24 protein-coding genes are annotated in these 21895 nt (G+C 41.0%); 13 read left to right on the top strand and 11 right to left on the bottom strand.

Annotated features, from left to right (window positions below; translation table 11 throughout):
* Positions 1-96: 96 nt before the first annotated feature.
* The 8 genes from AC1F2U_RS19095 to AC1F2U_RS19060 all read left to right on the top strand — a co-directional run bounded on the left by AC1F2U_RS19095 (position 97) and on the right by AC1F2U_RS19060 (position 6878).
* Positions 97-552 (top strand): phage tail protein, encoded by a 456-nt coding sequence (locus AC1F2U_RS19095; RefSeq protein WP_099100384.1) that lies wholly within the window; start codon positions 97-99, stop codon positions 550-552.
* Positions 553-657: 105 nt separating this feature from the next.
* Positions 658-1152 (top strand): phage tail protein, encoded by a 495-nt coding sequence (locus AC1F2U_RS19090; protein WP_292739591.1) that lies wholly within the window; start codon positions 658-660, stop codon positions 1150-1152.
* A gap of 11 nt (positions 1153-1163) precedes the next feature.
* The gene (locus tag AC1F2U_RS19085; protein ID WP_334727912.1) at positions 1164-1511 is read left to right on the top strand and encodes a hypothetical protein; all 348 of its coding nucleotides are present in this window, start codon (positions 1164-1166) and stop codon (positions 1509-1511) included.
* A 97-nt stretch (positions 1512-1608) separates the two neighbouring features.
* Positions 1609-2022, top strand: coding sequence for a hypothetical protein (locus AC1F2U_RS19080; RefSeq protein ID WP_480262537.1), 414 nt, complete (start codon positions 1609-1611; stop codon positions 2020-2022).
* Complete coding sequence (locus tag AC1F2U_RS19075) at positions 2012-2395, top strand: phage tail assembly protein (protein WP_335181091.1); 384 nt, start codon at positions 2012-2014, stop codon at positions 2393-2395. Before AC1F2U_RS19080 ends, AC1F2U_RS19075 begins: the two co-directional genes overlap by 11 nt.
* Complete coding sequence (locus AC1F2U_RS19070) at positions 2338-2541, top strand: DUF6760 family protein (RefSeq protein WP_313931140.1); 204 nt, start codon at positions 2338-2340, stop codon at positions 2539-2541. Before AC1F2U_RS19075 ends, AC1F2U_RS19070 begins: the two co-directional genes overlap by 58 nt.
* Positions 2538-4505 carry an FHA domain-containing protein gene (locus tag AC1F2U_RS19065; RefSeq protein ID WP_480262536.1) on the top strand — a complete coding sequence of 656 codons (1968 nt, stop codon included), beginning with the start codon at positions 2538-2540 and terminating at the stop codon, positions 4503-4505. The genes AC1F2U_RS19070 and AC1F2U_RS19065 overlap by 4 nt, the downstream gene beginning before the upstream one ends.
* A 192-nt stretch (positions 4506-4697) precedes the next feature.
* Positions 4698-6878 carry a CHASE2 domain-containing protein gene (locus tag AC1F2U_RS19060; protein ID WP_480262535.1) on the top strand — a complete coding sequence of 727 codons (2181 nt, stop codon included), beginning with the start codon at positions 4698-4700 and terminating at the stop codon, positions 6876-6878.
* A 136-nt stretch (positions 6879-7014) separates the two neighbouring features.
* On the opposite strand, the gene AC1F2U_RS19055 is transcribed toward AC1F2U_RS19060, so the two are convergent.
* The gene (locus AC1F2U_RS19055) at positions 7015-7467 is read right to left on the bottom strand and encodes an Hsp20/alpha crystallin family protein (protein WP_480262534.1); all 453 of its coding nucleotides are present in this window, start codon (positions 7465-7467) and stop codon (positions 7015-7017) included.
* A 389-nt stretch (positions 7468-7856) separates the two neighbouring features.
* Between AC1F2U_RS19055 and AC1F2U_RS19050 the strand changes: the two genes are divergently transcribed.
* The 3 genes from AC1F2U_RS19050 to AC1F2U_RS19040 all read left to right on the top strand — a co-directional run bounded on the left by AC1F2U_RS19050 (position 7857) and on the right by AC1F2U_RS19040 (position 9746).
* Positions 7857-8084, top strand: a complete 228-nt coding sequence (locus AC1F2U_RS19050; protein WP_480262533.1) for a hypothetical protein — start codon at positions 7857-7859, stop codon at positions 8082-8084.
* 152 nt (positions 8085-8236) lie between these two features.
* Positions 8237-8623: a hypothetical protein gene (locus AC1F2U_RS19045; protein WP_480262532.1), complete on the top strand. Its 387-nt coding sequence runs from the start codon at positions 8237-8239 to the stop codon at positions 8621-8623.
* 394 nt (positions 8624-9017) lie between these two features.
* Complete coding sequence (locus AC1F2U_RS19040; protein ID WP_480262531.1) at positions 9018-9746, top strand: hypothetical protein; 729 nt, start codon at positions 9018-9020, stop codon at positions 9744-9746.
* 54 nt (positions 9747-9800) lie between these two features.
* On the opposite strand, the gene AC1F2U_RS19035 is transcribed toward AC1F2U_RS19040, so the two are convergent.
* The 4 genes from AC1F2U_RS19035 to surE form a co-directional block, all read right to left on the bottom strand.
* Positions 9801-10526, bottom strand: a complete 726-nt coding sequence (locus AC1F2U_RS19035; protein WP_480262530.1) for an MGMT family protein — start codon at positions 10524-10526, stop codon at positions 9801-9803.
* 81 nt (positions 10527-10607) lie between these two features.
* On the bottom strand, positions 10608-11255 hold the full coding sequence (locus tag AC1F2U_RS19030) for a PAP/fibrillin family protein (protein ID WP_480262529.1): 648 nt from the start codon (positions 11253-11255) through the stop codon (positions 10608-10610).
* Between the two features lie 86 nt (positions 11256-11341).
* Complete coding sequence (locus tag AC1F2U_RS19025; protein ID WP_480262528.1) at positions 11342-11965, bottom strand: hypothetical protein; 624 nt, start codon at positions 11963-11965, stop codon at positions 11342-11344.
* Positions 11966-12145: 180 nt separating this feature from the next.
* Positions 12146-12826, bottom strand: a complete 681-nt coding sequence (gene surE / locus AC1F2U_RS19020) for a 5'/3'-nucleotidase SurE (protein WP_480262527.1) — start codon at positions 12824-12826, stop codon at positions 12146-12148.
* A 495-nt stretch (positions 12827-13321) separates the two neighbouring features.
* Between surE and psb32 the strand changes: the two genes are divergently transcribed.
* Positions 13322-14059 (top strand): photosystem II repair protein Psb32, encoded by a 738-nt coding sequence (gene psb32, locus AC1F2U_RS19015; protein ID WP_480262526.1) that lies wholly within the window; start codon positions 13322-13324, stop codon positions 14057-14059.
* 89 nt (positions 14060-14148) lie between these two features.
* Here the strand turns inward: psb32 and AC1F2U_RS19010 are convergent, their stop codons facing one another.
* The 4 genes from AC1F2U_RS19010 to AC1F2U_RS18995 form a co-directional block, all read right to left on the bottom strand.
* The gene (locus AC1F2U_RS19010) at positions 14149-14532 is read right to left on the bottom strand and encodes a DUF4346 domain-containing protein (protein ID WP_480262525.1); all 384 of its coding nucleotides are present in this window, start codon (positions 14530-14532) and stop codon (positions 14149-14151) included.
* 139 nt (positions 14533-14671) lie between these two features.
* Positions 14672-15160, bottom strand: a complete 489-nt coding sequence (locus AC1F2U_RS19005) for a pentapeptide repeat-containing protein (RefSeq protein ID WP_480262524.1) — start codon at positions 15158-15160, stop codon at positions 14672-14674.
* 61 nt (positions 15161-15221) lie between these two features.
* Complete coding sequence (locus AC1F2U_RS19000; protein WP_480262523.1) at positions 15222-16403, bottom strand: GNAT family N-acetyltransferase; 1182 nt, start codon at positions 16401-16403, stop codon at positions 15222-15224.
* Between the two features lie 189 nt (positions 16404-16592).
* Positions 16593-17333, bottom strand: coding sequence for a RibD family protein (locus AC1F2U_RS18995; RefSeq protein ID WP_480262522.1), 741 nt, complete (start codon positions 17331-17333; stop codon positions 16593-16595).
* A gap of 292 nt (positions 17334-17625) precedes the next feature.
* On the opposite strand from AC1F2U_RS18995, the gene AC1F2U_RS18990 reads away from it, so the two are divergent.
* Positions 17626-19755, top strand: a complete 2130-nt coding sequence (locus tag AC1F2U_RS18990) for an ATP-binding protein (RefSeq protein ID WP_480262521.1) — start codon at positions 17626-17628, stop codon at positions 19753-19755.
* 25 nt (positions 19756-19780) lie between these two features.
* On the opposite strand, the gene AC1F2U_RS18985 is transcribed toward AC1F2U_RS18990, so the two are convergent.
* Both AC1F2U_RS18985 and rnc read right to left on the bottom strand, forming a co-directional pair.
* Complete coding sequence (locus AC1F2U_RS18985; RefSeq protein WP_480262520.1) at positions 19781-20932, bottom strand: Gfo/Idh/MocA family protein; 1152 nt, start codon at positions 20930-20932, stop codon at positions 19781-19783.
* A gap of 190 nt (positions 20933-21122) precedes the next feature.
* Entirely contained in the window at positions 21123-21842 is a 720-nt protein-coding gene (gene rnc, locus AC1F2U_RS18980; RefSeq protein WP_480262616.1) for a ribonuclease III, read from the bottom strand.
* Positions 21843-21895 lie beyond the last annotated feature (53 nt).

Raw genomic sequence — 21895 nt, 5'->3', positions numbered from 1 at the left:
CCAAGAATTCTCCTCTTGTAGAGACGCGATTTATCGCGTCTTTCCTTTCCCCATTCCCCATTTCAAAATTAATTACACACAAAGGAGTCTAAAAGAATGGCAGGCGAATTTTTAACATCTTGTAAGTTTTACTTCGAGGCTGACGGAATTACTGATAAGTTCATCAAAGAAATTAGCGGACTAGGCGTTGAGAATACACCAGCGCAAGAAGTCCACGGTTCATCTAAGGGCGCAAAACTCATGCGTCAAGCTACACCAACTGTTGTTAAATTTACCAACATTACAGTAAAAGTCATCGCCACTGATGATATAGACCTTTATAAATGGTATCAAGATTGTAACGAAGACATGGGAGACCCTCGAAAGTGGGCACAGAATCGTAAGACTGGCTCGGTGGTTGCTTACGACCAACAAGGCTCTGAAAAGGCACGGTGGAACATTGTCAATTGTTATCCCTGTAAATACACCGGCCCTACCTTAAGTGCGTCTGGTGGTGATATGGCGAATGAAACCATTGAATTGGTTCACGAAGGAATTAAACGAATCAAATAATCGTAATTACGTAAAGCCTGTGGCATAGCTTTGCTTAGAGCGTAGCAGTAGCGAGTCGCAAGCTTCATTACGAATTACGAATTACGAATTACGAATTATTTAACAGTGGTACAATCCGCAAGCCGAATTCCAGAAGTTCTGACAGCCCATCGGTTCTATTTAGAACTGACACTAGAAGGTCAAAACGATGCCAATTGTTTCTTTTTGGAGTGTCAAGGCTTCAAAAGAACCCAAGAGGTTATTGAAATTACTGAAGTCACTTCTCAAACCTGGGGTACAAAAGGGCAATCAAAAGGTCAGGTGGTGAGAACTAAGCTTCCCAGCAATCCCAAGAGTGGTAATCTCATTCTGCGTAGAGGTACCACCAACTCTATGGATTTTTGGAAGTGGTTTGAAAAAGTCGAAAAGGGTAATTGGTCTGAGCAACGTAGACTTGTTGCTTTGTCTATTTATAATCAGGCAAATCAAGAAGTAGCTAGATTTGAATTAGCCGGTGCTTGGCCTGCAAGTTACAAGATTGCCGATGTCAACGCCCGCAGCCATGACATCGAAATTGAGGAGGTGGAGGTTGCTTTTGAGGAATTTAAACGCGTGAAATAATTAGGAGAATTATGTTTCCCACAGAGTTTGAATTTACACTGCCAAAGGGGTATCTAGACTCTGAAGGCAACCTCCATCGCAAAGGTGTAATGCGGTTATCAACGGCGATAGACGAGATTGCACCCTTGCGTGACCCACGTGTTAAAGCTAATCCTGTTTATGCCACAATTATTATCTTGTCGCGAGTAATTACCCACTTGGGTGCTTTATCAGAAGTTACTCCTGCAATCGTGGAAAACTTTTTTTCCCAAGATTTAAATTATCTCCAAGATTTTTACCGTCGAATCAATGGCTTGGAAGGCGAAACTTCCATACCAGAAGATACAGTAAGTTCTCCTGAAGCACTTCTTCATAATTGAGTTGGGCAGGGAGTAGGAGGCAGGGGGCAGAGGGAAAAGTTCTAAGCTACGTCTGCAAGTATCAAAGGCTCATTTAAAGGAGTTCAAAGACTCATTAATGAGTATCAAAGCCTCATTAAAGGAGTTCAAAGACTCATTAATGAGTATCAAAGGCTCATTAAAGGAGTTCAAAGACTCATTAAAGGAGTTCAAAGCCTCATTAATGAGTATCAAAGGCTCATTAAAGGAGTTCAAAGCCTCATTAAAGGAGTTCAAAGACTCATTAAAGGAGTTCAAAGCCTCATTAATGAGTATCAAAGGCTCATTAAAGGAGTTCAAAGCCTCATTAATGAGTATCAAAGACTCATTAAAGGAGTTCCCAGCCTCCAGGCTGGGAATGTATTCCCAGAGGTTCTACCTCTTGTCAACAAAGAGGAGGCTCCGCCTCCCAGAATGGGTTCCCAGCCTTCAGGCTGGGAACCAGTCAGAGACTCATACTCAATGCCCAAATTCAATAAGCTATGCGCCGTAAAAAGGATACTCTCTGCACAGAATTTTCTTTCACTCTTCCTAGAGGATTGAGTGATGGCGAACAACGAGTACATCGTCATGGGGTGATGCGTTTAGCCACCGCCAAAGATGAAATTTTGGTGCAACAAGAGCGCAAAGTTCAGGAAAATCAGGCTTACGGCGTATTAGTAATGCTTGCACAAGTCATTACTCGCTTGGGCAGTTTCAACTCTGTTAGTCCTGATTTACTCGAAGGACTGCTCTTACATGACATTGCCTATCTCCGAGAATTTTACAATCGAATCAATCAACAAGGCAATGTACACATTCCGACACAATGTCCCCACTGCAATACTCAATTTTCAGTGGAGCTAGAACTAGCGGGGGAGTCGTAAGCTACCCCTCTGATACTTTATATGAGGAGGTAGCTTTTATTGCTTATCATTTCCACTGGTCACAAGATGATATTTTAAATTTAGAACATACTACCCGTCAGCGCTGGGTGGCAGAAATCAATAAAATTAACCAAAAATTAATATGAAAGTTAAAGTTAGCTACTCACCAAATCTAAGTGAAGTCAATGAAGTTGACCTTACCACAGAAACTCCAACGAGAGGAGAATGGCTAATAGGTCGTTCTCCTGATTCTGATTTAATCCTAGACAGCCCTGATATCAGTCGAGTACATGCCAAGTTTTTTGTTAAAGCTGGAAATTACTACTTCTCTGACCTTGGCAGTAGAAATGGCTCAATATTTAACGGGAAACAGGCTGAAAAAGATCGACCATATTCTTTGAGTGATGGAGATGTTATTCGGATTGCAGATTATGTTTTGATTTTGGAAGCAGTTGCTCCCGTTTATGAGCAACCAGAGACAGTCTTTAGAATTATAGATCCTTCACTGTTTTCTCGATCGCGATCGCCTGAAAATGTCAGCGCTGCCAATGTTGTTAATCCAGCCCCAGAGGTAGTTAACGAAGTTCCACCGCCAATTAGTTCCGAAGTAGAAGCACCCCCTTCTTCAGAAATCAGCGAAATCTCAGAAGTTGTTTCGACTCAACCTGATGATGTCATCCCTGTTGTTGAGACACCAGAAGTAGTCAGCGAAGTTCCACACGATGTTCGTGATGAAATTGTGGATTTGCGGACATTAGTTACACCAGAAGTCAGCGCCGATAGTGAAAAAGTCGAAGTTCCAGAAGTCAGCGAAGCCTCAGAAGTTTCTTTGACTGAATCTGATAACGCTATAGCTGCACCTGAAAACATCATTGAAACTCCTGAAGAGGAAAGTGTTCTTCCAGAAGCGAACCACGATGAGGCTGTAGATTTTGAAGCAGCACTGGCAACAGAATCTACTTTCGTACAACAGCGTGATACAAGTGCTATTCCAGAAATTATCTACGACGATAATGCAGAGTTAGAGGCAGCATTAGAAGCAGAAGTTACCTTCGTACAGCCACGTGATATTTTCAACGAAGTTCCTGTACAAAGCGCCACTCCCGAAGCTACCTACGATGAGAATGCATTGGAGGCAGCACTAGCAGCAGAAGTTACCTCTGTCCAACCGCGCGATATTTTGCACCACGTATCTGAGGAGGAGAGTAACATTCTCGAAACTACTCACGATGAAGTAGTGAATTTGGATACGCCAGTAGCAGAAGAAACCAGTGAAGTTGTTGAAAACGAAGAGATTCAGCCACAAGAAGCAGAGGAGGAGAGCCAAGTTACACGGGATATCATTGATGAAGCAATAGATTGGGATAGGTCAGTTACAGCAGCAGACAGTGCAGATGTTGACGAATTAGAACCTACTTCTGCGGTGGATGAAACAATAAGCGAAGTTTCTGAACCATCAACTGCACCTGATGATGCAGTTGCGGAAGTTTTAAGCAATCAATACATTGATTTGAGTAATGCAAGTACTGAAGAAGTTAGTCTATATGTTGATGGTGTTGCTGCACAAATAAGTGAAATTTCTGACTCAGCTGATATTCCATCTTTGGAAACAACAGAAAGTGGAGCTACTGAGAGCATCAGTCAAACTATTGAAGAATTTCCGCAAGTAGAAGAAGATCGTTTTGATGAAACTCCAGAAGAAACAAATGTCGGTGAGTCTCCTCAAGCAATCATTGAAAGAAATATAGTACTCATCGCTCATGAAAGCAAGAAATCAGAACTTGCTGAACTGGTTTCCGAACATCAGGAATTTTTCTCGCAGAGTTTTACAATTACCTGGCCATCTGTTAGTGAAGTTTTACATCAACAGGCAGGGATAACGATTAGTCAACAAACTCCCGCACCAACTTCTGGAGGATATCAAACAATTGCTTCATTGGTTGGAGCCGGAGAAATTGTAGCAGTGATTTTCCTGCGAGATTTGCTGCAACCTCAGCCAGGTCAAGCAAATGAAGAAGCACTGTTAAGATTATGCACTATTAATCAAGTTTTATTGGCTACTAACTTCTCAACAGCAGAGGCGATTGTGCATTATCTCAAACACATATAGCAATTCTAAATTAGTCACGAACAACAAGATACCGGACTTATTAAATAAGTCCGGTATCTGACGTGTTGATGTTTGCAAGTAAAATATGATTACTATATTTTTTGAAAAGTTGCAAATTGCGTAGAATAATTTCAATATTAAAAATTAATCTCAAAATATACCTATATTTTAAAGTAAAATTTATTTAAAAAAATGGTTGTAACTTTTAAAAGTTTATTTAGACAGCCAGTTATTCTTTCAAGTGCGATCGCTACAATTTTACTAGTAGGAATTCAAAAACTGGGGGTTTTCGAGCCTCTAGAAATGAAAGTCTACGACCAAATGATGCAATTACATGCCGACTCAGGCCCAGACACTCGTTTATTGATTGTTGCTTTAAGTGAAAAAGATATCCAAAAATGGAATTGGCCCTTGTCTAGCGAACTTCTAGACCGACTATTAGGCAAACTTGAAGAATATCAACCGCGAGTCATTGGTCTAGATATTTTTCGTGACTTACCAGTACCGCCTGGTCATGACAAGCTACTGCAACGCCTCCAACAGAGCGATATCATCATTCCTATCTGCAAACATTCTGGTTATAACAATCCGGGAATAGCACCCCCAAAAGGCGTTGAAGCAGAGCGAGTAGGATTTAATGATGTCGTAGAAGATACTGATGCTACAATTCGTCGCAACCTCTTATTGGTAAGTGCAGAGGAGTCCGATTCTTGTCAAAGTACTTATTCTTTTAGCTTACAACTAGCGCTCAAATATTTAGAAGTTGGAAACATCCAACTAGAATTTACCCCCAAAAAGGAACTACAACTACGTAATACTGTATTTAAACCCCTGCAAAGTAACGCTGGCGGCTATGAAAAAGCAGATACCAATGGCTACCAAATCCTGCTTAACTACCGTTCTGGTCATCAGGTTGCCCAGCAGGTAACTATTACAGAAGTACTTGCAAATCAAGTTAAACCAGATTTAGTTAAAGACCGCATCGTTTTGATTGGTTCAACAGCTAATAGTTTAAATGATATTTTTAATACGCCCTTTGCTAGCGGGAAGTCAGATAATTCTGGCAAAATGGCCGGAATTGAAATTCATGCCCACAGCGTTAGTCAAATTCTCAGTGCTGTTCTGAACAAACAGCCTCTATTTTGGTTTTTGCCTGAGTGGGGTGAAGTCCTTTGGATATGGGGATGGACTGTAGTTGGTGGGTTGCTGGTATGGCGGATTCAACATCCGCTAGGTTTAGGATTGGCAGGAGCAACAGCCTTGGCAGTATTATTTGGAGCCAATTTTGTCATTTTTACCCAAGCTGGATGGTTCCCAGTCATACCTCCGGCGTTGGGGTTAGTATTTACCGCCGGCAGTGTCCTTGCCTATAGTGCTTATCAAACCCAGCAAGAGCAAAAAGAAATTACCCAACGAGTTCAAGAACACCAACAATTAATTCTAGAATTACAAAATCTTTTACGGCAGCGTGGCAACGCCTCAAATGAAGCGCCAACAGTAATTGTTGATTCCATTGGGCAAGAAATTGCATTAGGCACGGTACTAAATAACCGCTATAAAATTACTCAACCCTTGGGTTCTGGCGGATTTAGCAATACTTATTTAGCTGACGATATCCAGCGTCCTGGTAATCCGCAGTGTGTGGTTAAACAGTTGCGACCTCCCCGCCAAGATGCAGAATATTTAAATGTTGTCAGACGCCTATTCGATGCGGAAGCAGAAATTTTAGAAACTTTGGGTAAGCACCCACAAATTCCCCAACTGTTAGCTTTTTTTGAAGAAAATCGGCAATTTTCTTTAGTGCAAGAATTTGTTCGAGGGCACGCTATGGATAAAGAGTTAACGGCTGGGAAGCGACTAAAACAAGCTGAAGTTGTGGAGATACTCAAAGAAGTTTTGAATGTGCTGATTTTTGTTCATAGCTATGGCGTAATCCATCGAGATATCAAACCTAGTAACTTAATTAGGCGAGAATCAGATCGGCACATTGTTTTAATTGACTTTGGCGCTGTTAAGCAAATTCAACCTCAGCAGCAAGAAGCTCAAACAATTTCAATTGGCACTCCTAATTATGCACCTTCTGAACAAATGAGCGGGTTGCCAAAACTCAACAGTGATATTTATGCGTTGGGAATTATGGGAATACAAGGTTTAACTGGGGTAGAACCTAGAGAGTTTCGTAGAGACACAAATACTGGTGAAATAATTATCCAAAGTGAAGCTGATGCTAATCAGCATATTTGGCAACATTGGCGCGAATTGACTGACGCTACAGACGAGTTAGTGATGATTTTAAATAAAATGGTACATTTTGACTTCACTCAACGATATCAGTCAGCCGCAGAGGTGCTTAAAAATCTCGAAAGTCTTTAGTACTTTTTGATCAACGCTAAATTGCTTAGAAAAAAGCTCGGTCACTCGCATGACCAAGCTCTTAACTATTTCAATCAATTATTGCAGGTAAAGTAGTGCGTAGGCGTAGCCCGTCGTAGACATCGCAAGCAAACCATTAGTTAGCAGATTGTTCCAAATTCACCTTGACAACTTTGTTCTTTTCTTGCTCAGTTTTAGGCAGTATCAGATTCAAGATGCCATCTTTATAATCTGCCGTAACGTTAGTATTTTTAATCCGAGCCGATAGAGGAATTACACGTTGAAATTTACCGTAATGAAATTCACTTCTGGTAACACCTTTTTCCTCTGTTTTGGTTTCGGACTTCCGCTCACCGCTAACGTAAACAGCATTTTCTGTCACTTGCACATCCAGGTCTTTAGCTTCTATTCCTGGCAGTTCTATCTTCAAATGAATCGCATCTTCAGTTTCTTGAATTTCAGCAGCCGGAACTTTGCTTAAGCCTTTGTCAAACAATGCAGATGGTAGTCTGGTATCTTCAAATAAATTATTGATTTGGTGTTGTAGAGTGTCAATTTCTCTCCAAGGATTCCAACGAACTAGTGTCATAACTCTTCCTCGCATTAGTTAATATTGTTTAATAAGTTTTGCACTTAACCTTGTGCTTACATATTCATATTATGCAGAGTTAAATCTGCTGTAAATTCGGTTTTTGACACTAATTAATTGATGATTACCGTACTAAATTAGAGAGAATTATTTTACGGTTTACTCTAATTTGTTTGTTCGGTAAACCCGAATAGACAAATTAGATTCAATCATACTAAATCAATAAATCTACTGTTGAAGGAATAGCGTAGAAATACGATGCTTCAGTTGGGCTATATCTATAACCGAGTAACAACACTGCATAAATTTTTAGATAACCTCAGTTAAATATATATCTGTTCAAGTTTGTCTTGAACTTTACTCCCGATTTATTAACCAACACAGCATCAATGATGAAACTCTTTCCTTGGCTTAATTTTGCACACATTGTTGATTTTAGTGTCCTACCTAGAATCGCTAGGACTCAAATAGCTACTCATGGCAAGAGTGACACATCAATCAATACAGGTATCAAATCTAATACTTTACGCAATGATTCCACAGATATCAATTGTCTCAAAACCTTTGATACTGCTGTTCTTGCTTATCAGATGATGGGTCTGAGCAACTTTGAATGAACCGTAGGATGCGCTCAATTAAATCACCCGAATGGGTGAGGAGCAAATCAACCGTTCAGGTGAACTGGGTGCAGGAAGTTAAGACAGATAAAAAATAAGACTCTATTACTCAAGAACACTAATTGCACTTTACTATAACTAAGGATAATCCTATGAAACTTTCTATCTTGATTGATTCTGTACTCATTGTTACTTCTATTGCTTTATTGCCTGGAATGGGTGGCACTCAAATAGCTACTAACAATAGTGGCGAACCTATAGCTATCAATTCTAACAATTCATCTAACGTCAGCTACCTCAAACCCTTTGATACTGTATTTCTAGCTTATCAAGGTAATCTGAAAGCACAGGGTAGTCTTAGCGGTAGCGCTTTGGTATCTCAATACGAAACAGGAAACCTGACTGCATTAAATGTGGTTAAGGCTGCTGTTAACGCTAAAAAGTTACCAGCACAAAAAGCTTTAAATGATAAAGGTTATCTAAACGCTGTCGAGCCGCAACTGACATCAGACGACAGCACTAATAATTTATCTTACTAAGTACAGACTTGCAGAGGTTCGTAATGGATTTATAAAATGCTGTACTATCATCAGGTTGCTTTGACAAGAAAATGCGTAACCGAGCAGGAAAACCTGCTGTCTCCCCCTAATTACTATCTCATTCGCAAAAATTATTTTAACCCCTCCAACACCTTGGAGGGGTTTTTAGTTGGTGCTACGGTTGCTACTTGCTCCAGCGTCGTCCTATGCACAGTAGCACTGAAATGCTTTCTGCTCCCACAACGGCGTGACTCATCACACTTTTAGAAAAAAGGGACGGGTCATAAATTATTTACTGTTCTATCAAATTAACGTTGTTAAGTTACTCAGCAGGTGTAGTTTTCACCTCTAGGCTGTGTTAGACATTGTGACGCGAAACAGGAGTATAGATACGTTGCTAAAGCTTTCTCCCGAATCTCCTCTATTTATTGTATTAATCATTATTAGTTTTCTAGTAGTAACTTTGTCAACTTGGTTATCATCTAAACCATTCGTTTTAAAACCATTTGGAGTTAATGATATTGTCCAGCTACTCACATTACAATTATTTATTTCTTTGTTGTTAGAGCGTTCTTTAGAAGTTTTTATAACTACTTGGCGTGGCCCATTCGTCGAACAATTAGATATTAGTATTCAACAAGAAAAGGCTCTAATCTCTGAGAAAATAAAACTTATGGAAGGACAACAGCAACAATTTCCTTCTTTGGAATCAAATCAAATCAGTGGACTCCCACCAGAAGGAATGAGTTTAGAACAGCAAATAATCCAAAATTTTACACAAAATCAACAAAATTCATTAAAAATTTTCCAGCCACAAATGGATGATATAAATGAAAAAGAGCGCCAAAGAACAGCCTATAAATCTGATACACGAACAATTGCTCTATGGACATCTCTTTTATTTGGTCTTTTAATGAGCGCAATAGGTGTTCGCTCAATTGAGCCACTTGTAGTTATTGATTTAGATAATCCAATACAAATAGTTATTTTCCGTTGTTTAGATGCATTGCTGACAGGAGGTTTAATTGCAGGAGGTAGTGAGGGAATTCATAAGCTCATAAAAGTTTTTATCGACTTTATGGAAGCTACATCTAAACAAATCAAAAATCAGGGGTCATCTTGATGAAACTATGAATAGAGGATGATATTACCAACATTATAATAATTACAATAATATTTATTCTAAATGTATAGTACCATCTTCCCATAAATAATCTTGAACTTTTACAAAATTTTTATTTAAGTTTTTTAATAAATCTGCTTCAGATAAAACCTGCACTCCTTCCATTTCCAACTTATTTTTTTGTTGGCTCACATAAGTTATCAAATAACCTTTAGAGTCTAATATTCTATGTAACGGATAATCAGCAGCCGAAGTTTTTTTCAGGTATATAGGAATAGCTCTTAGATAGCTATTATCTACTCCTATAGCTTTAATTATCTGTTTATATGTAACTACTTTTCCACTTGGAATTTTGATAATAAAATTTAGGAATCGTTTATATGGATTTTCAGATAATGCTGGAAATCGATTAGCTTCAACCTGAAAATTACTATCAACCTTGATTTGACCTGATTTAATAACTACACCTAAAATCCCTCTTTTATCTTGGATGCTTTTTAATGATTCTACCAAGTGAGCTATACGCTTACATGGTTCGCAGTGAAAAGTTAGCCGAATTGCCGCACCACTTTCAAAGGTTAGCAAAGAGCCAGGGATAAATTTATCAACTTCTAAACCTTGAACCACAATATTTTCTCGCAATTCTCCTGGTTGAATTGATAAGTCTAAAATATCTTCGTACCTAACAATTAAAACTTGCCTGGGACTTATCGGCTCGGCATTAATATCTCCTTCTATACCATGATTTACCTTTAAATTTAATGTATTAAGCTCTACCATCGCCGAGCCTGGTTTTACTTTGCTGAAAAGATGTATGATTGAGAAAGGCATATTCATTCAGCGACGCGATTAATCTCAAATTTAGGCGGTGAAGTCAGATAAATTCTCTGATTTACTAAGAATAAATAAACTTCCATCTCCTCCACGTCCAATTCTTAAAGTTTCATCTAAGAAAGTAATATCTAATGTAGCAGTTCTACTAGTAGGATTATTAGCTGAAACAACCTTAAATGGGTTAAGTTGGGGAGTATTAATGCCAATAATCTTCTCAATTGATAGATAACGCTTGTCAAAATAGACGTTGATACGTTTGTTCTGTAGAGGCTCTAAATCTTCTTTGGCTGGCTCAAAGCTAGCTGTAACTTTGACATATCCCGATACTAGCCCCAGAGGATGTTTAACTTTCGCTAGATTGAAAAACAATTTATTTGCAACATCAATCACTTGATAAACTTTACCCAGCTTTAATCCCAATGGAAGAGAAGCTAAAGAACGTATTTCTCTAGCTGTGGAGTATTGCAGTTGCCAAGCTCCCTCTAGCAAAGAAGTAGCGTATAGAAGAGGATTGAGATTGGGATTGACGCTCTCCAGTTCCGTCGTCAATTGTTCAATTTCTGCGGCTAAGGTTTTGTTTAACTGCAAATCGGTAATAGGAGAGCCATCGCTCTTGTTTTGAATATTCTCAAGCGTTGCTTGTAGTTTTTCCTTAATTAAAAGTTGATTAGTCAATGGTAAGAATTTTCCTTGATATATCCTGTTTCTTTAGTTCAACTTTTATGCGGGAAGTACATAAAAGTTGAATTATTTAGATGAGATTAGTCAATGAGTTGTGGGGTGGGAATTTGTGTATCGATATCCGCTTGGGAAAAAGTAGGGAGCAACCAAGTACTCTCACCCGCCTTAAATACTTTGGCAGGTTCAACATTCAATTCAATTGCACCAGTGGCTAGATTGGTTATAGCAAGAGACTGTGTACCATCGACAAACTTAACGGCGATAGGTTCAGTCAGTTGTTGTGGTTGAGCGTTCGGGCCTAAAACCACTTGAGAACCTGCGGGTAAGTAAATGCCATCGCAATCCCAATCATCATCGGTGATTGTTCCTGCGCCCAGAAAGTAGAGTTGGGTTGGAATTTTTTTTGGTTTATTGGCATAGACAGCCAAAGTCTTGCCGGTTTCATTACGGCACTGCGCCCGCTTTCTAGCTGTTTCTATGACATTTTTCTGAAACTGCAATTGTGCCAGTCGCTGCTGGAATTGCTCAGGTGTATAGCCAGCTTGCTCAGGTGTATTCTTTACAGTTAGAAGTTGGTTGAGTGCCTGAGTTACCTCAGCATAGTCAGCCCCCTTAGTGAAATCTTTACCTGCCCAAGAGGGTTGAGCAATTAGCAGATTCACCATCAATACGAGAGTGACAAGAACAATTTTGAGAAATTGCATATATTTCTCCTTTTTTTGAAATTAGTATTCAGTACCACTGAAACTTTACCAGATTTCAAATCCTTGAAAATTTTGCTCGCGATCGCACCACATACCCATAAGACCAATTAATAGCCCTACAAGCTCTCCTCAATATCCACTAAAAGGTGGTAACAGTTAACTAGTAACTGATGACCAATGTCAAACTCTTAACTGGGTGACGGCGATATTACCAGAAAAACATACATCTACATCGCTGCCAGGAGTGCGATCGCGTTTGCCATATTCCCCTACATAATAGAAGTTATCGCCTTCAATTCGATAGTTCACGGGCAAAGGTTTGGTACAGGCTTGGCAAAATACCACTTCAGGATCTGGTTCTCCTGGTTGCAGATGTGGCAGATTCACATTCCAGAAGCTTCCTGGTTCTAGGGGACGCTTGAGTAAATCCGCTAAAACTTCAGCAGTGAATTTGGCAGCCAGATCCCAATCAAAATTCTGCTTGGCTTTGCGATACTGAGAAATGGCAATTCCGGGAATACCGTGCATCGCGGCTTCCCGCACGGCAGCAACTGTGCCAGAAATATAGGCATCGACTCCCAAGTTTCCCCCAGCGTTGATACCTGAAAGTACAAATTTGACATCTGCGGTAATTTGTGTTATAGCAATTCTCACACAATCAGCGGGAGTACCTGCGATCGCATACTCAGTCTCAGAACGTCGCTGGAGGTTGATAGCACGAGTAGTAGTAACTTGATGTCCACAGCCAGACTGATGATCGGCAGGAGCAGCGATAATAGAATTTTTGCCATTTACAGCTTTGAGCAGCGCTTGGATACCAGGGGCATCAATGCCATCGTCGTTAGTTAAAAGTATAGTCATGTATATATGATATTGATTTAGCTAAAATATCAGAAAAATGCAGATATCAACCATCACATAGACATCTCTAGAAACTAAATATGCATTGTCTAGAACTCTTGTAGAGAGCTAACAGGATAATGTCTTGACATTCTTTTTCACTCATATATCTAATGAGTATGGCAGGAAAAGCTACTCGCAGATATGAAAAAATATGGCGGTGTTGAACCAAAATATGAATCATGCGATATGATTTCTAGATGGTTTGCAAATTCCGCCCTCAGCATTTGGGTTAATTCCCAAAATGGGCGGTATTTCTTGTGACTAGTAAGGGGTTTAGGTCAAGTTAATGCTTGCAACCGCCTTCAGAACAAGTTTGTGTAATCAAAAATCCCGTACAATATACATATTTGCTGGGAATATCAGAAATTTTACACTGAAGAAAATCGGGAACGAGGTGATTTTTGCAGTGGTTCTGTAGTATTTTTGGTGCAAGTCTGTCTTAGGGATCACACGATGAAACAGCTCCTCAAACAAGTTTTTAGCAGTCAAAAATACCTCATCCGGCTAATTCTACCTTTGGTGACGGTTATTTTCGCAGCCTCGCTGTTTGCTACACCTGCTTTAGCCACAGGTGTGTATCAAATACCCAGCCTGACAGCAGGAAATGACACCTGGGTTTTGGATCGAGGTGAAGTGATCAGCCGTCTGAATGAAGGCAAGATTAGCAGCGCTTTTAAGGATTTAGCAAAGCAAACAGATAAAGAAGTCAGAATTGTTACTGTTCGCCGACTCGACTATGGCGAAACACCAGAAAGCTTTACTAAAGAACTATTTGAAAAATGGTTTCCGACAAAAGCAGCCCAAGCTAATCAAACCTTGTTGCTTCTTGATACAGTTACCAATGGTACGGCCATTATTACTGGGGATCAAGTCAAGCCAATTCTTGCTGACTCTATTGCCGAGAGTATAGCTACTGAAACAGTAAGTGTGCCGTTACGCAATGGTGACAAATACAATCAGGCATTTCTTGATGCAAGCGATCGCCTTGTCGCCGTTCTCTCCGGCAAACCCGATCCAGGGCCACCCCAAGTAACTGACAATGTACAAGTTGAAGGCACCTTCAAGAAAGCAGAAGAAACCAACCAAGGTAACGCTACTGCTTGGGTAGTAGGATTGTTAATTGCTGCCACCGTTATCCCAATGGCAACTTACTATATCTATCAGATAAATCAGCCCTCTTCTAATGGGTAATGGCAGAGTTGTTCAATTTTAGATTTTTAATTTTGGATTTTGGATTGAAAGAAAAATCTAAAATCTAAAATCTAAAATCTAAAATTGGCTTAATCCTGAACATACTCTTGCCCTGTAACTAAAGCTACCTCAGCCCGAATAAATTCTCGACCCAGATAAGCTGCATGATCTAATTGAGTTACAGGAGGGGGCTGAGTTTCTTCAAAAATTTTCACGCAAAGTTCTTTCGCGGTTCTGGCGCTAAAAACTGTTGTATGAGTTCGTTCTACCTTTTCTCGCGCTGGAATAACCTTTCCCGTTTCGGGATCGACAGCTAAACCGCGATCGTCAATTACATTTGTAAAATGCTTGGCATAAATTAACCCTGCGTCTCGATCCAAGTAAATAATGAAATATCCACCGGGATCGAGGTCAATATGACGCTGGGAAAGTTTATCATCAATTGCGACTAAATCTTCAATTATTAAATCCATAAGCATTATAAAAAGAAATTTTCTTTCTTGAGGGTTTTTACACTCTATATCAAGTGTAATTCCTATCTTCCTTAGTCTTCTTGATATCTTTCAGATATTTTTGATTCCCTTTACTTAAAAGAAAATCAGAGAACTAGACTTAATTATTCCGAATAGTGCCATCTGGCATGATGGTGTTACGAAAAGTAGTGCGACGCAAATTAGCTCCTTCCAAATTAGCTCCAGTCAAATCAGCTTCCCAGAAGTCGCATCCCCCCAAATCAGTTCCGCTCAAGTTAGCCCCGATTAAATCAGCCTTATGGAAGCTAGTGTTGTGAAATCTCGCTCCTCTCAAGTCTGTATTAGTTAAGTTAGCAACATTGATGCTAGCACGTCGCAAGTCTGCTCCTCTAAGATCGGCTTCGGTCAAATCGGCACTATTCAGACAGGCTTCAAACAATTTGGCATTAACTAAACTAACTGCCTTCAAAATAGCACTAGCAAGATAGAACTCCTCCATATTATTCCCAGTCAAGTCAGCACCACTCAGATCAATCCCCGACAAATCTACGTCCAAGTTGACTCCAGAAAAGTTTCTTTCCCCAGCAGCATATCTTCTAATCAACTCATCACGATTCACATGAGCCATAAATATTTTCCTGAACTTATTAGGACTTACGCAGTGATGTTACGAAAGTAGTTCCTTTTCCTCAAGCATTTTTCTCACTAAATGGCAACTCTGCATTAATTGCCTCAATCTGCTGCTGTTCGAGTTGATTCACTTCCTTAATATAGGGACGGATAATTTGTCCTAAACGATTATTGTAAAAGCGGTGCAAACTGTGATTGGGCATAGCGGGGAAACCGCGCCGTTTTTTGTGACGCCCACCCGCGCCAGGATCAAAAATTTGGATTCCGTTAGCGATCGCCCACTCAATCGGCGCATAATAGCAAGCATCAAAATGTAAGCAATCTATTTCTTGAAAACTTCCCCAATAGCGCCCATAGAGTTTGTCATCTTTAAATAAACAAAAAGACATTCCTAAAGGATGAGAATTATCTTCCTCGCTATATGCGGCAACAAACAAGACTCGATGGCGATAATCGGTGTGTAGCTGCTCAAAAAATCTCCGTGTGAGATACTTGCTACCCCACCAGCCAAACTTATCACAGGTGTCAGCATAGAATTGGTGCATCAAGGGAAACAAAGACTGAGGAATTTGATCGCCACTCAGTGGTTGCAATCGTAAACCTGCTTTTTCCACAGCTTTGCGTTCCCGCTTGATATTGCGGCGCTGATTAGCGTTAAACACCCTCAAGTAATCATCAAAAGTTTTAAAACCAGCATTTTCCCAGATATAGCTGTGGTGTAGCCAAGTTGTAAAGCCATGCCGTTCCAGCATCGGACGCCATTGGGGATCGACGTAGAGAAAATGACACCCAGAAATCCGATTCTTGGAGCAAAAAGTGTCAATTTCATGCACCATCAGCGCTGTGATTTCATCCTCATCTTCTCCTGGGGCAATTAAGAACCGATAACCTTCTGCTGGGGTAAATGGTGTCATTCCCAGCAATTTTGGGTAATATTGGACTCCGATGCGATCGGCTAACTCTGCCCATTGATGATCGAAAACAAATTCACCAGAACTATGTCCTTTAAGATAAAGTGGCGCAGCAGCAATCAGCGTTTTATCTCGCCACAGTGTCAAGTGATTTGGCAACCAACCAGTTTTAGCGGTAACACTTTGAGAGGTTTCGAGATTATTTAGCCACTCCCATTCTAAAAATGGCGTTTTGAGTGGCATTGCCAAAGCATTCCAGGCATTTTGGGGTACTTCAGCGATTTTGTTCGTCCAAACGACAGAATAGCGAGGCTTAAGTTGTTCCACCATCTTAGAGGAGTAGGGAGTAGGGAGCAGGGGAGCAGGGGAGCAGGGGAGCAGGGGAGCAGAGGAGCAGAGGAGCAGGGGAGCAGGGGAGCAGAGGAGAAGTAGCAGTAAGTCTTTCCCCTCTGCCCCTCCGCCTCTCTGCCTCTTGTGCCCAATGCCCCATCCCCAATAAATAACTTAACTTAGCGTAATCTAATCTGCTGGTCGTTGCAGGCGATAGTGCAAAAACACTTCTTGCTCAACTGTATGAACTGTTATAAGTTGTAACTTAGGAGCCAAATGGGGTAAAAATCCTTTCCCTTCGACGGGTGTGGGTGCAGTATTACCACCTAAAATCAGCGGACATACAGTTAGCCATAATTCATCAATTAAGTCTAATTCCAGCAAAGAAGCGACTAATTCACCTCCACCCAAGATCGCCAAGCGTGTTATATGTAGAGTGGCTAGGTACTTCAAAGCTGCGCGAATGTCAATTTCTCGCGTTGGTGTTTCAAAAACCAGAATCTTCTCAAATTCTGGAGGGTACTCTTGTACTCCGGTTCCCAGAGTTGAGTGAAGTATCTGTAAGCGTTCTTTCCACGAAAATTCTCCTGCTGTTGTGGTGAGTAGCCAGCGTCTAACTGGTTGCTTAAAAAAGTGAATTTCCGGATTAAGGTTTGCAGAGTTTGTAATCACTATATGAACTGGTTGCTGAGGCTTCCCTCCTTGCGCCCGGAGTTGCACTAGAGTTGGATCGGTTACAGTAAGTGTTGTTCCATAAGCATCCAGAGTCCTAGCACCGAACAAAACGGCATCAGAGGCAGCAATTTGTTTTTCTAAGTGCGCTTTATCAACCCTTGAACCAAACCTAGCAGGCGATCGCTTAAAATCTGCTATCTTGCCATCTGCACTCATTGCTAAAACAACTGTAGTATGAGGACGATGTTGCAACATTAAATTGATTTGATAGTTTTAATATTTACTTTAGTCGTGTGTAGATTCTCAAAAAACCATACCGACAAGCTACTGTTTTATCATTTCACTACTGTATTGATATGCAACAAAAATCGCTTCTACATCTAGCATATACGAGTTTTGGTATACCACGTTTCTTTTTGAATTATAGCAATTTGTTATTTTTAAACATTGAAAATAAAATTCTGATAATTTAATAAAATGTCTCATCTAGCTGATTTAATTGCATATCTTTGGTGTTGTAGATTGCAGGTGCAAAGTGAGACACTTGATGACTAATTCCCGCCAATCTTCCTTCCGTCGAATTTTAGTAACCAGAATATTGCTGCTGTTTGTTCCAGTTTTACTAGTAGGGGAACTTGTTGCCTTGAATAAGGCACGTACTAGTATATTGAGAACTGCACGGCAAAACTTAACAGAAAGCGCCATCAGTAAAGGGGAGAGAATTGGTGATGCGATCGCAATCTTAAAAGCTGATTTGCAGAGTGTAAGCAAAACAACGGTTATTCCGTCGGGTTCGCCTATACAAGAGCAAGAAATTCTCACGCAATTAAGGCAACAACTTCCAGCCAGTATTGAGTGCATCCAATTAACGAATCTCCTAAAGCAGAAGATAATTGCCAGTAGCTGTGGGGATCGAGAAATTGGAGAATTGAGATTACCTTTACCTACTGATGGAATTGATGTCAAAGCAATCTTTCCGCCAAAGGCAGGAACGACTGGAAAAAGAGATGCACAAAATCAACTGCAAATAGTTTTATCTGCACCAGTTTCCGATAGCCGAAAAAATTCAGTTTACAGCTTAAGTATTCAATCTGCATTGTACCAACAAACCAGAAATCCGCCGGGATCGCTCACGGGCGCTATGGTAGTGATTGCTGAAGATGGCACAATTTTGGCACACCCATTCACAGATTGGGTGGGAACTAATATCGATCGGCACCCTCATGCTTCCCAAATCAAAAGCATAATTAAAAATGCAATTACGGGACAAAACGATTCAATAAATTTTTCTTTTACCGAAGGAAAAGAATTAGTCGCTGGCTATACAGCAATTCCAAATCCACTCACCCAACAGCAGCAGCAAAAATGGATAGTTTTAGCTGTTACTAGTGTCGATAATGCGCTTTTTGGTTTGGAGGAAATCAAATTAATTCTGATCGTTTTGACAGTTGGTTTGATTGGTGCAAGTTTGTTAGCATCCCTATATTTAGCTCCTTACTTGGCCCGTCCTGTAGAAGAATTGCGAGACTACGCTCTGAATATTCACTCTCACCATGCCGCACAACCAGTTCCGCACAATTTTAAAATTCGGGAATTCAATCAACTGGCCCAAGCATTAGACCAAATGGTAGAACGGCTGAAAGCTGGATCGGAAGAATTAGAAATAGCTTGGAAAGAAGCAAAAAGCGCTAACCAAATTAAAAGCCAGTTTTTGGCTACGACTTCTCATGAATTGAGAAACCCATTAAATATTATTATTAACTGTATTCGCCTGGTTGAAGAAGGCTTATGTGATGACCGAGAAGAAGAAATGGAGTTTCTTAAACGTGCCGATGAAACAACGATTCACTTGCTAGGTATTATTAATGATTTACTCGACATTTCTAAAATCGAAGCAGGTAAGCTTTCAGTTATTTCCACGCCTCTTGACCTCCGACAACTATTGTTAGAGGTAATTAATTTACAATCAGTTAATGTCCAACAAAAGGGCTTGCAATTGAAATGTGAGTTAACTTCCAAAGCGATCCCCATTAAGGCAGACGCGGGAAAACTGAAGCAAGTGCTGATTAATGTTATTGGCAACGCCACCAAGTTCACCGACACCGGCAGCATCACCATTGCTACAGAAATTCAATCTACTAATGGTAAATCTCAGGTGGTAGTAGCTGTCAAAGATACAGGTATAGGCATCGATCCGACTCAACAGCACAAACTATTTCGCCCCTTTGTAATGGTGAATGGCACTACAACACGTCAGTTTGAAGGTACTGGACTGGGACTAGCGATTTCACGAAACTTAATCGAACTCATGGGAGGCAGTATTACTCTTGAGAGTGCAGGGCTTCATCAAGGTACGACACTGAAAATTACCTTACCTTTGATTGATATCTCGCTGTTAGCTGTTCCAAATAAAGAAGCAAATGTCGGAGATTTGGGATTCTCCTCTGGGAATGAGCCAGTAAAGGCAAGCCGCTACCCCAACCTACAGGAGTCTGGGGGAAGTCCGTCTTTGGGGATCGACAAGTCTATAAAAGTAGAGGTAGACAAAGAAAAGTTCCCGAAGTCCCAGTTGCTCTTTGGAAATGAGACTTGCGAGATTCGTCTTTCGCCCCTGCAAACTATCTTAGTAAGTCTTCCAAAAGCAAAAGTTTGTGCAAATGGGACTTTCAAGACGTAATTTAGTCAAAAGTCCATATTCATCACTACTCCTGAGAGTTTTGCTCCTTGACGATGCGATCGCTCAAAAAAACAGGTTTACCGCCTTGGCTAAGAGATAATGTTAGAGCAGCAAGAATTTCTACTAACTCAGTGCCTACCCACCCAGACGAAACCTCCGAGGGAGTATTGTTGAGAATAGAGGCAACAAAGGAGGAGCAAACCCGCCCCAATGGTTCTCCTGGCTCCAATTCCAGCACTATCTGCTTTTGATTAACAGGAATAAATTGATTGCCTTGCTGTTCAAACTCACCATGTAGCAGGGTTAGGGGTGATGATATTGACATTTCATCAAAAATCAAGCTGCCAAGACTACCCACAATCCCCAGCCGTCTCTGTTTATCAGGATTCAGCCAGCACAAATGAATATAAGCTTGAAAGCCATCTGGATATGTGAGTGTCAGCCATACCACATCGGCCAAGCCTTGAGGCACAGAATCTGTATATGGACTCACCTCTGCTCCCCTGCCCCCCTGCTCCCCTGCTCCCCTGCCCCCTCGGTTACTGAGCGCAGTCGAAGTATGCTCCCCTGCTCCCTGTAGCCACACAGTACCCGTTGCTTGTACTTTTATAGGAATTTGACCAAGCCAAGCATTAAAGATTGCAATATCGTGAATGGCTAAGTCCCACAGCGCATCAACATCTTGCCGTACAGGCCCTAAATGGGTGCGCGTTGCGTAGCCATAGCGTAAATCACCTAATTTACCCGCTTGTACTACAGTTTTTCCTCGCTCAACCGCTGGATGAAATAAATAAGTGTGATCAACCGTTAGTATTAAATGATGCTTTTCTGCTAAATGGCAAAGTTCCCGACATTCTGCTGGATTGAGAGTTAGGGGTTTTTCTGCCAAAACATGGTATCCCTGTTGGAGAGCGTCTTTAATTAAAGCATAGTGGGTGGTAGCAGGAGTTGCGATCGCCACTCCCGTCAACTTTAGCACTGTCTTTAAATCCTGCCATTGGGTTGTTAATAGTACATTCTCGTCTAAGTTAAACTGCTGCTTTACCGCCGCTAATCGTTCTGGATGAGGGTCTACTACAGCAACTACATTTACTTGGGGATGTGCTAAAAAATTCCGCAACAGATGCACTCCCCAACGCCCAACTCCGATGACAGCAATATTAATTTTATTTGTCATTTGTCATTTGTCACTTATACTGAGTTTCGACTGCGCTCAACTACCGCGTTCGCGCAGCGTCTCGTAGAGAAGCCGTTGGCGCAGCCTCTGGTAGAGAAGTATTTGTCATTAGTTATTTGTATACAAAGGACGAGGGACAAATGACTACTGACAATCAACTGATTATCGACTAATTTCCCTTCTTTTAAGCTCAGGGTATTTGCGGATTAGGAATTGCTAAAAAAGCCACTTTAGCTGCGGCTTGTTCGGCAGTTTTGATCGATCGCCCCTTACCTTCTCCAAGTTTGTTTCCGTGCAGCCACACTTCAGCCAGGAAACGTTCTTGATTGCGATGTGGTTGAGTTACTTCTATAACCCGATATTCTGGTAAAACTTTAAATTGCGCCTGAGTCCATTCTTGGAGAGCAGCTTTGTAATTAAGTCTGGCAGGATCGAGGCGAATTTCTGTTGCTAGTTGGTGAAAGTGGGGATCTAGCCAAGAGCGAATCAATTCCAGATTTTGAGTACTTAAGTAAAGCGCACCTAAAACTGCTTCAAAAGCATCTGCTAGCCGTGACTCTAGACCAACTTTATCGGCGGTAGCACTACCAGCGACTAGTAAGTATAACTCCAAACCATAAACTCTGGCCAATTGGGCGAGAATGCGATCGCTCACCAATACCGAACGAATTGCCGCAAAATCCCCTACTGGACAATCGGGATAATTTTCCCATAACACAATAGCCGACACCAGCCGCACCACTGCATCGCCAACAAACTCTAGCTGTTCATAATTTGCTGAATCAGAGACAGTGGGATGAGTTAGCGCTAAATCCAGTAACTCCCACTTTATAGGTGCTTCTAGCGACAAACCAAATTTTTGGACTAAACTTTCAAGTTGCCGTTGGCGGCGTGGATAGGCAAGGGGCATTGCATGATAAGGGGAAGGGGGCAGAGGGGCAGAGGGGCAGGGGGGCAGGGGGG

The sequence above is a fragment of the Nostoc sp. LEGE 12454 genome, from assembly GCF_056620565.1.
Note: the sequence above shows the minus strand (reverse complement) of the source record. Positions and strands in the feature narration are given on the sequence as shown.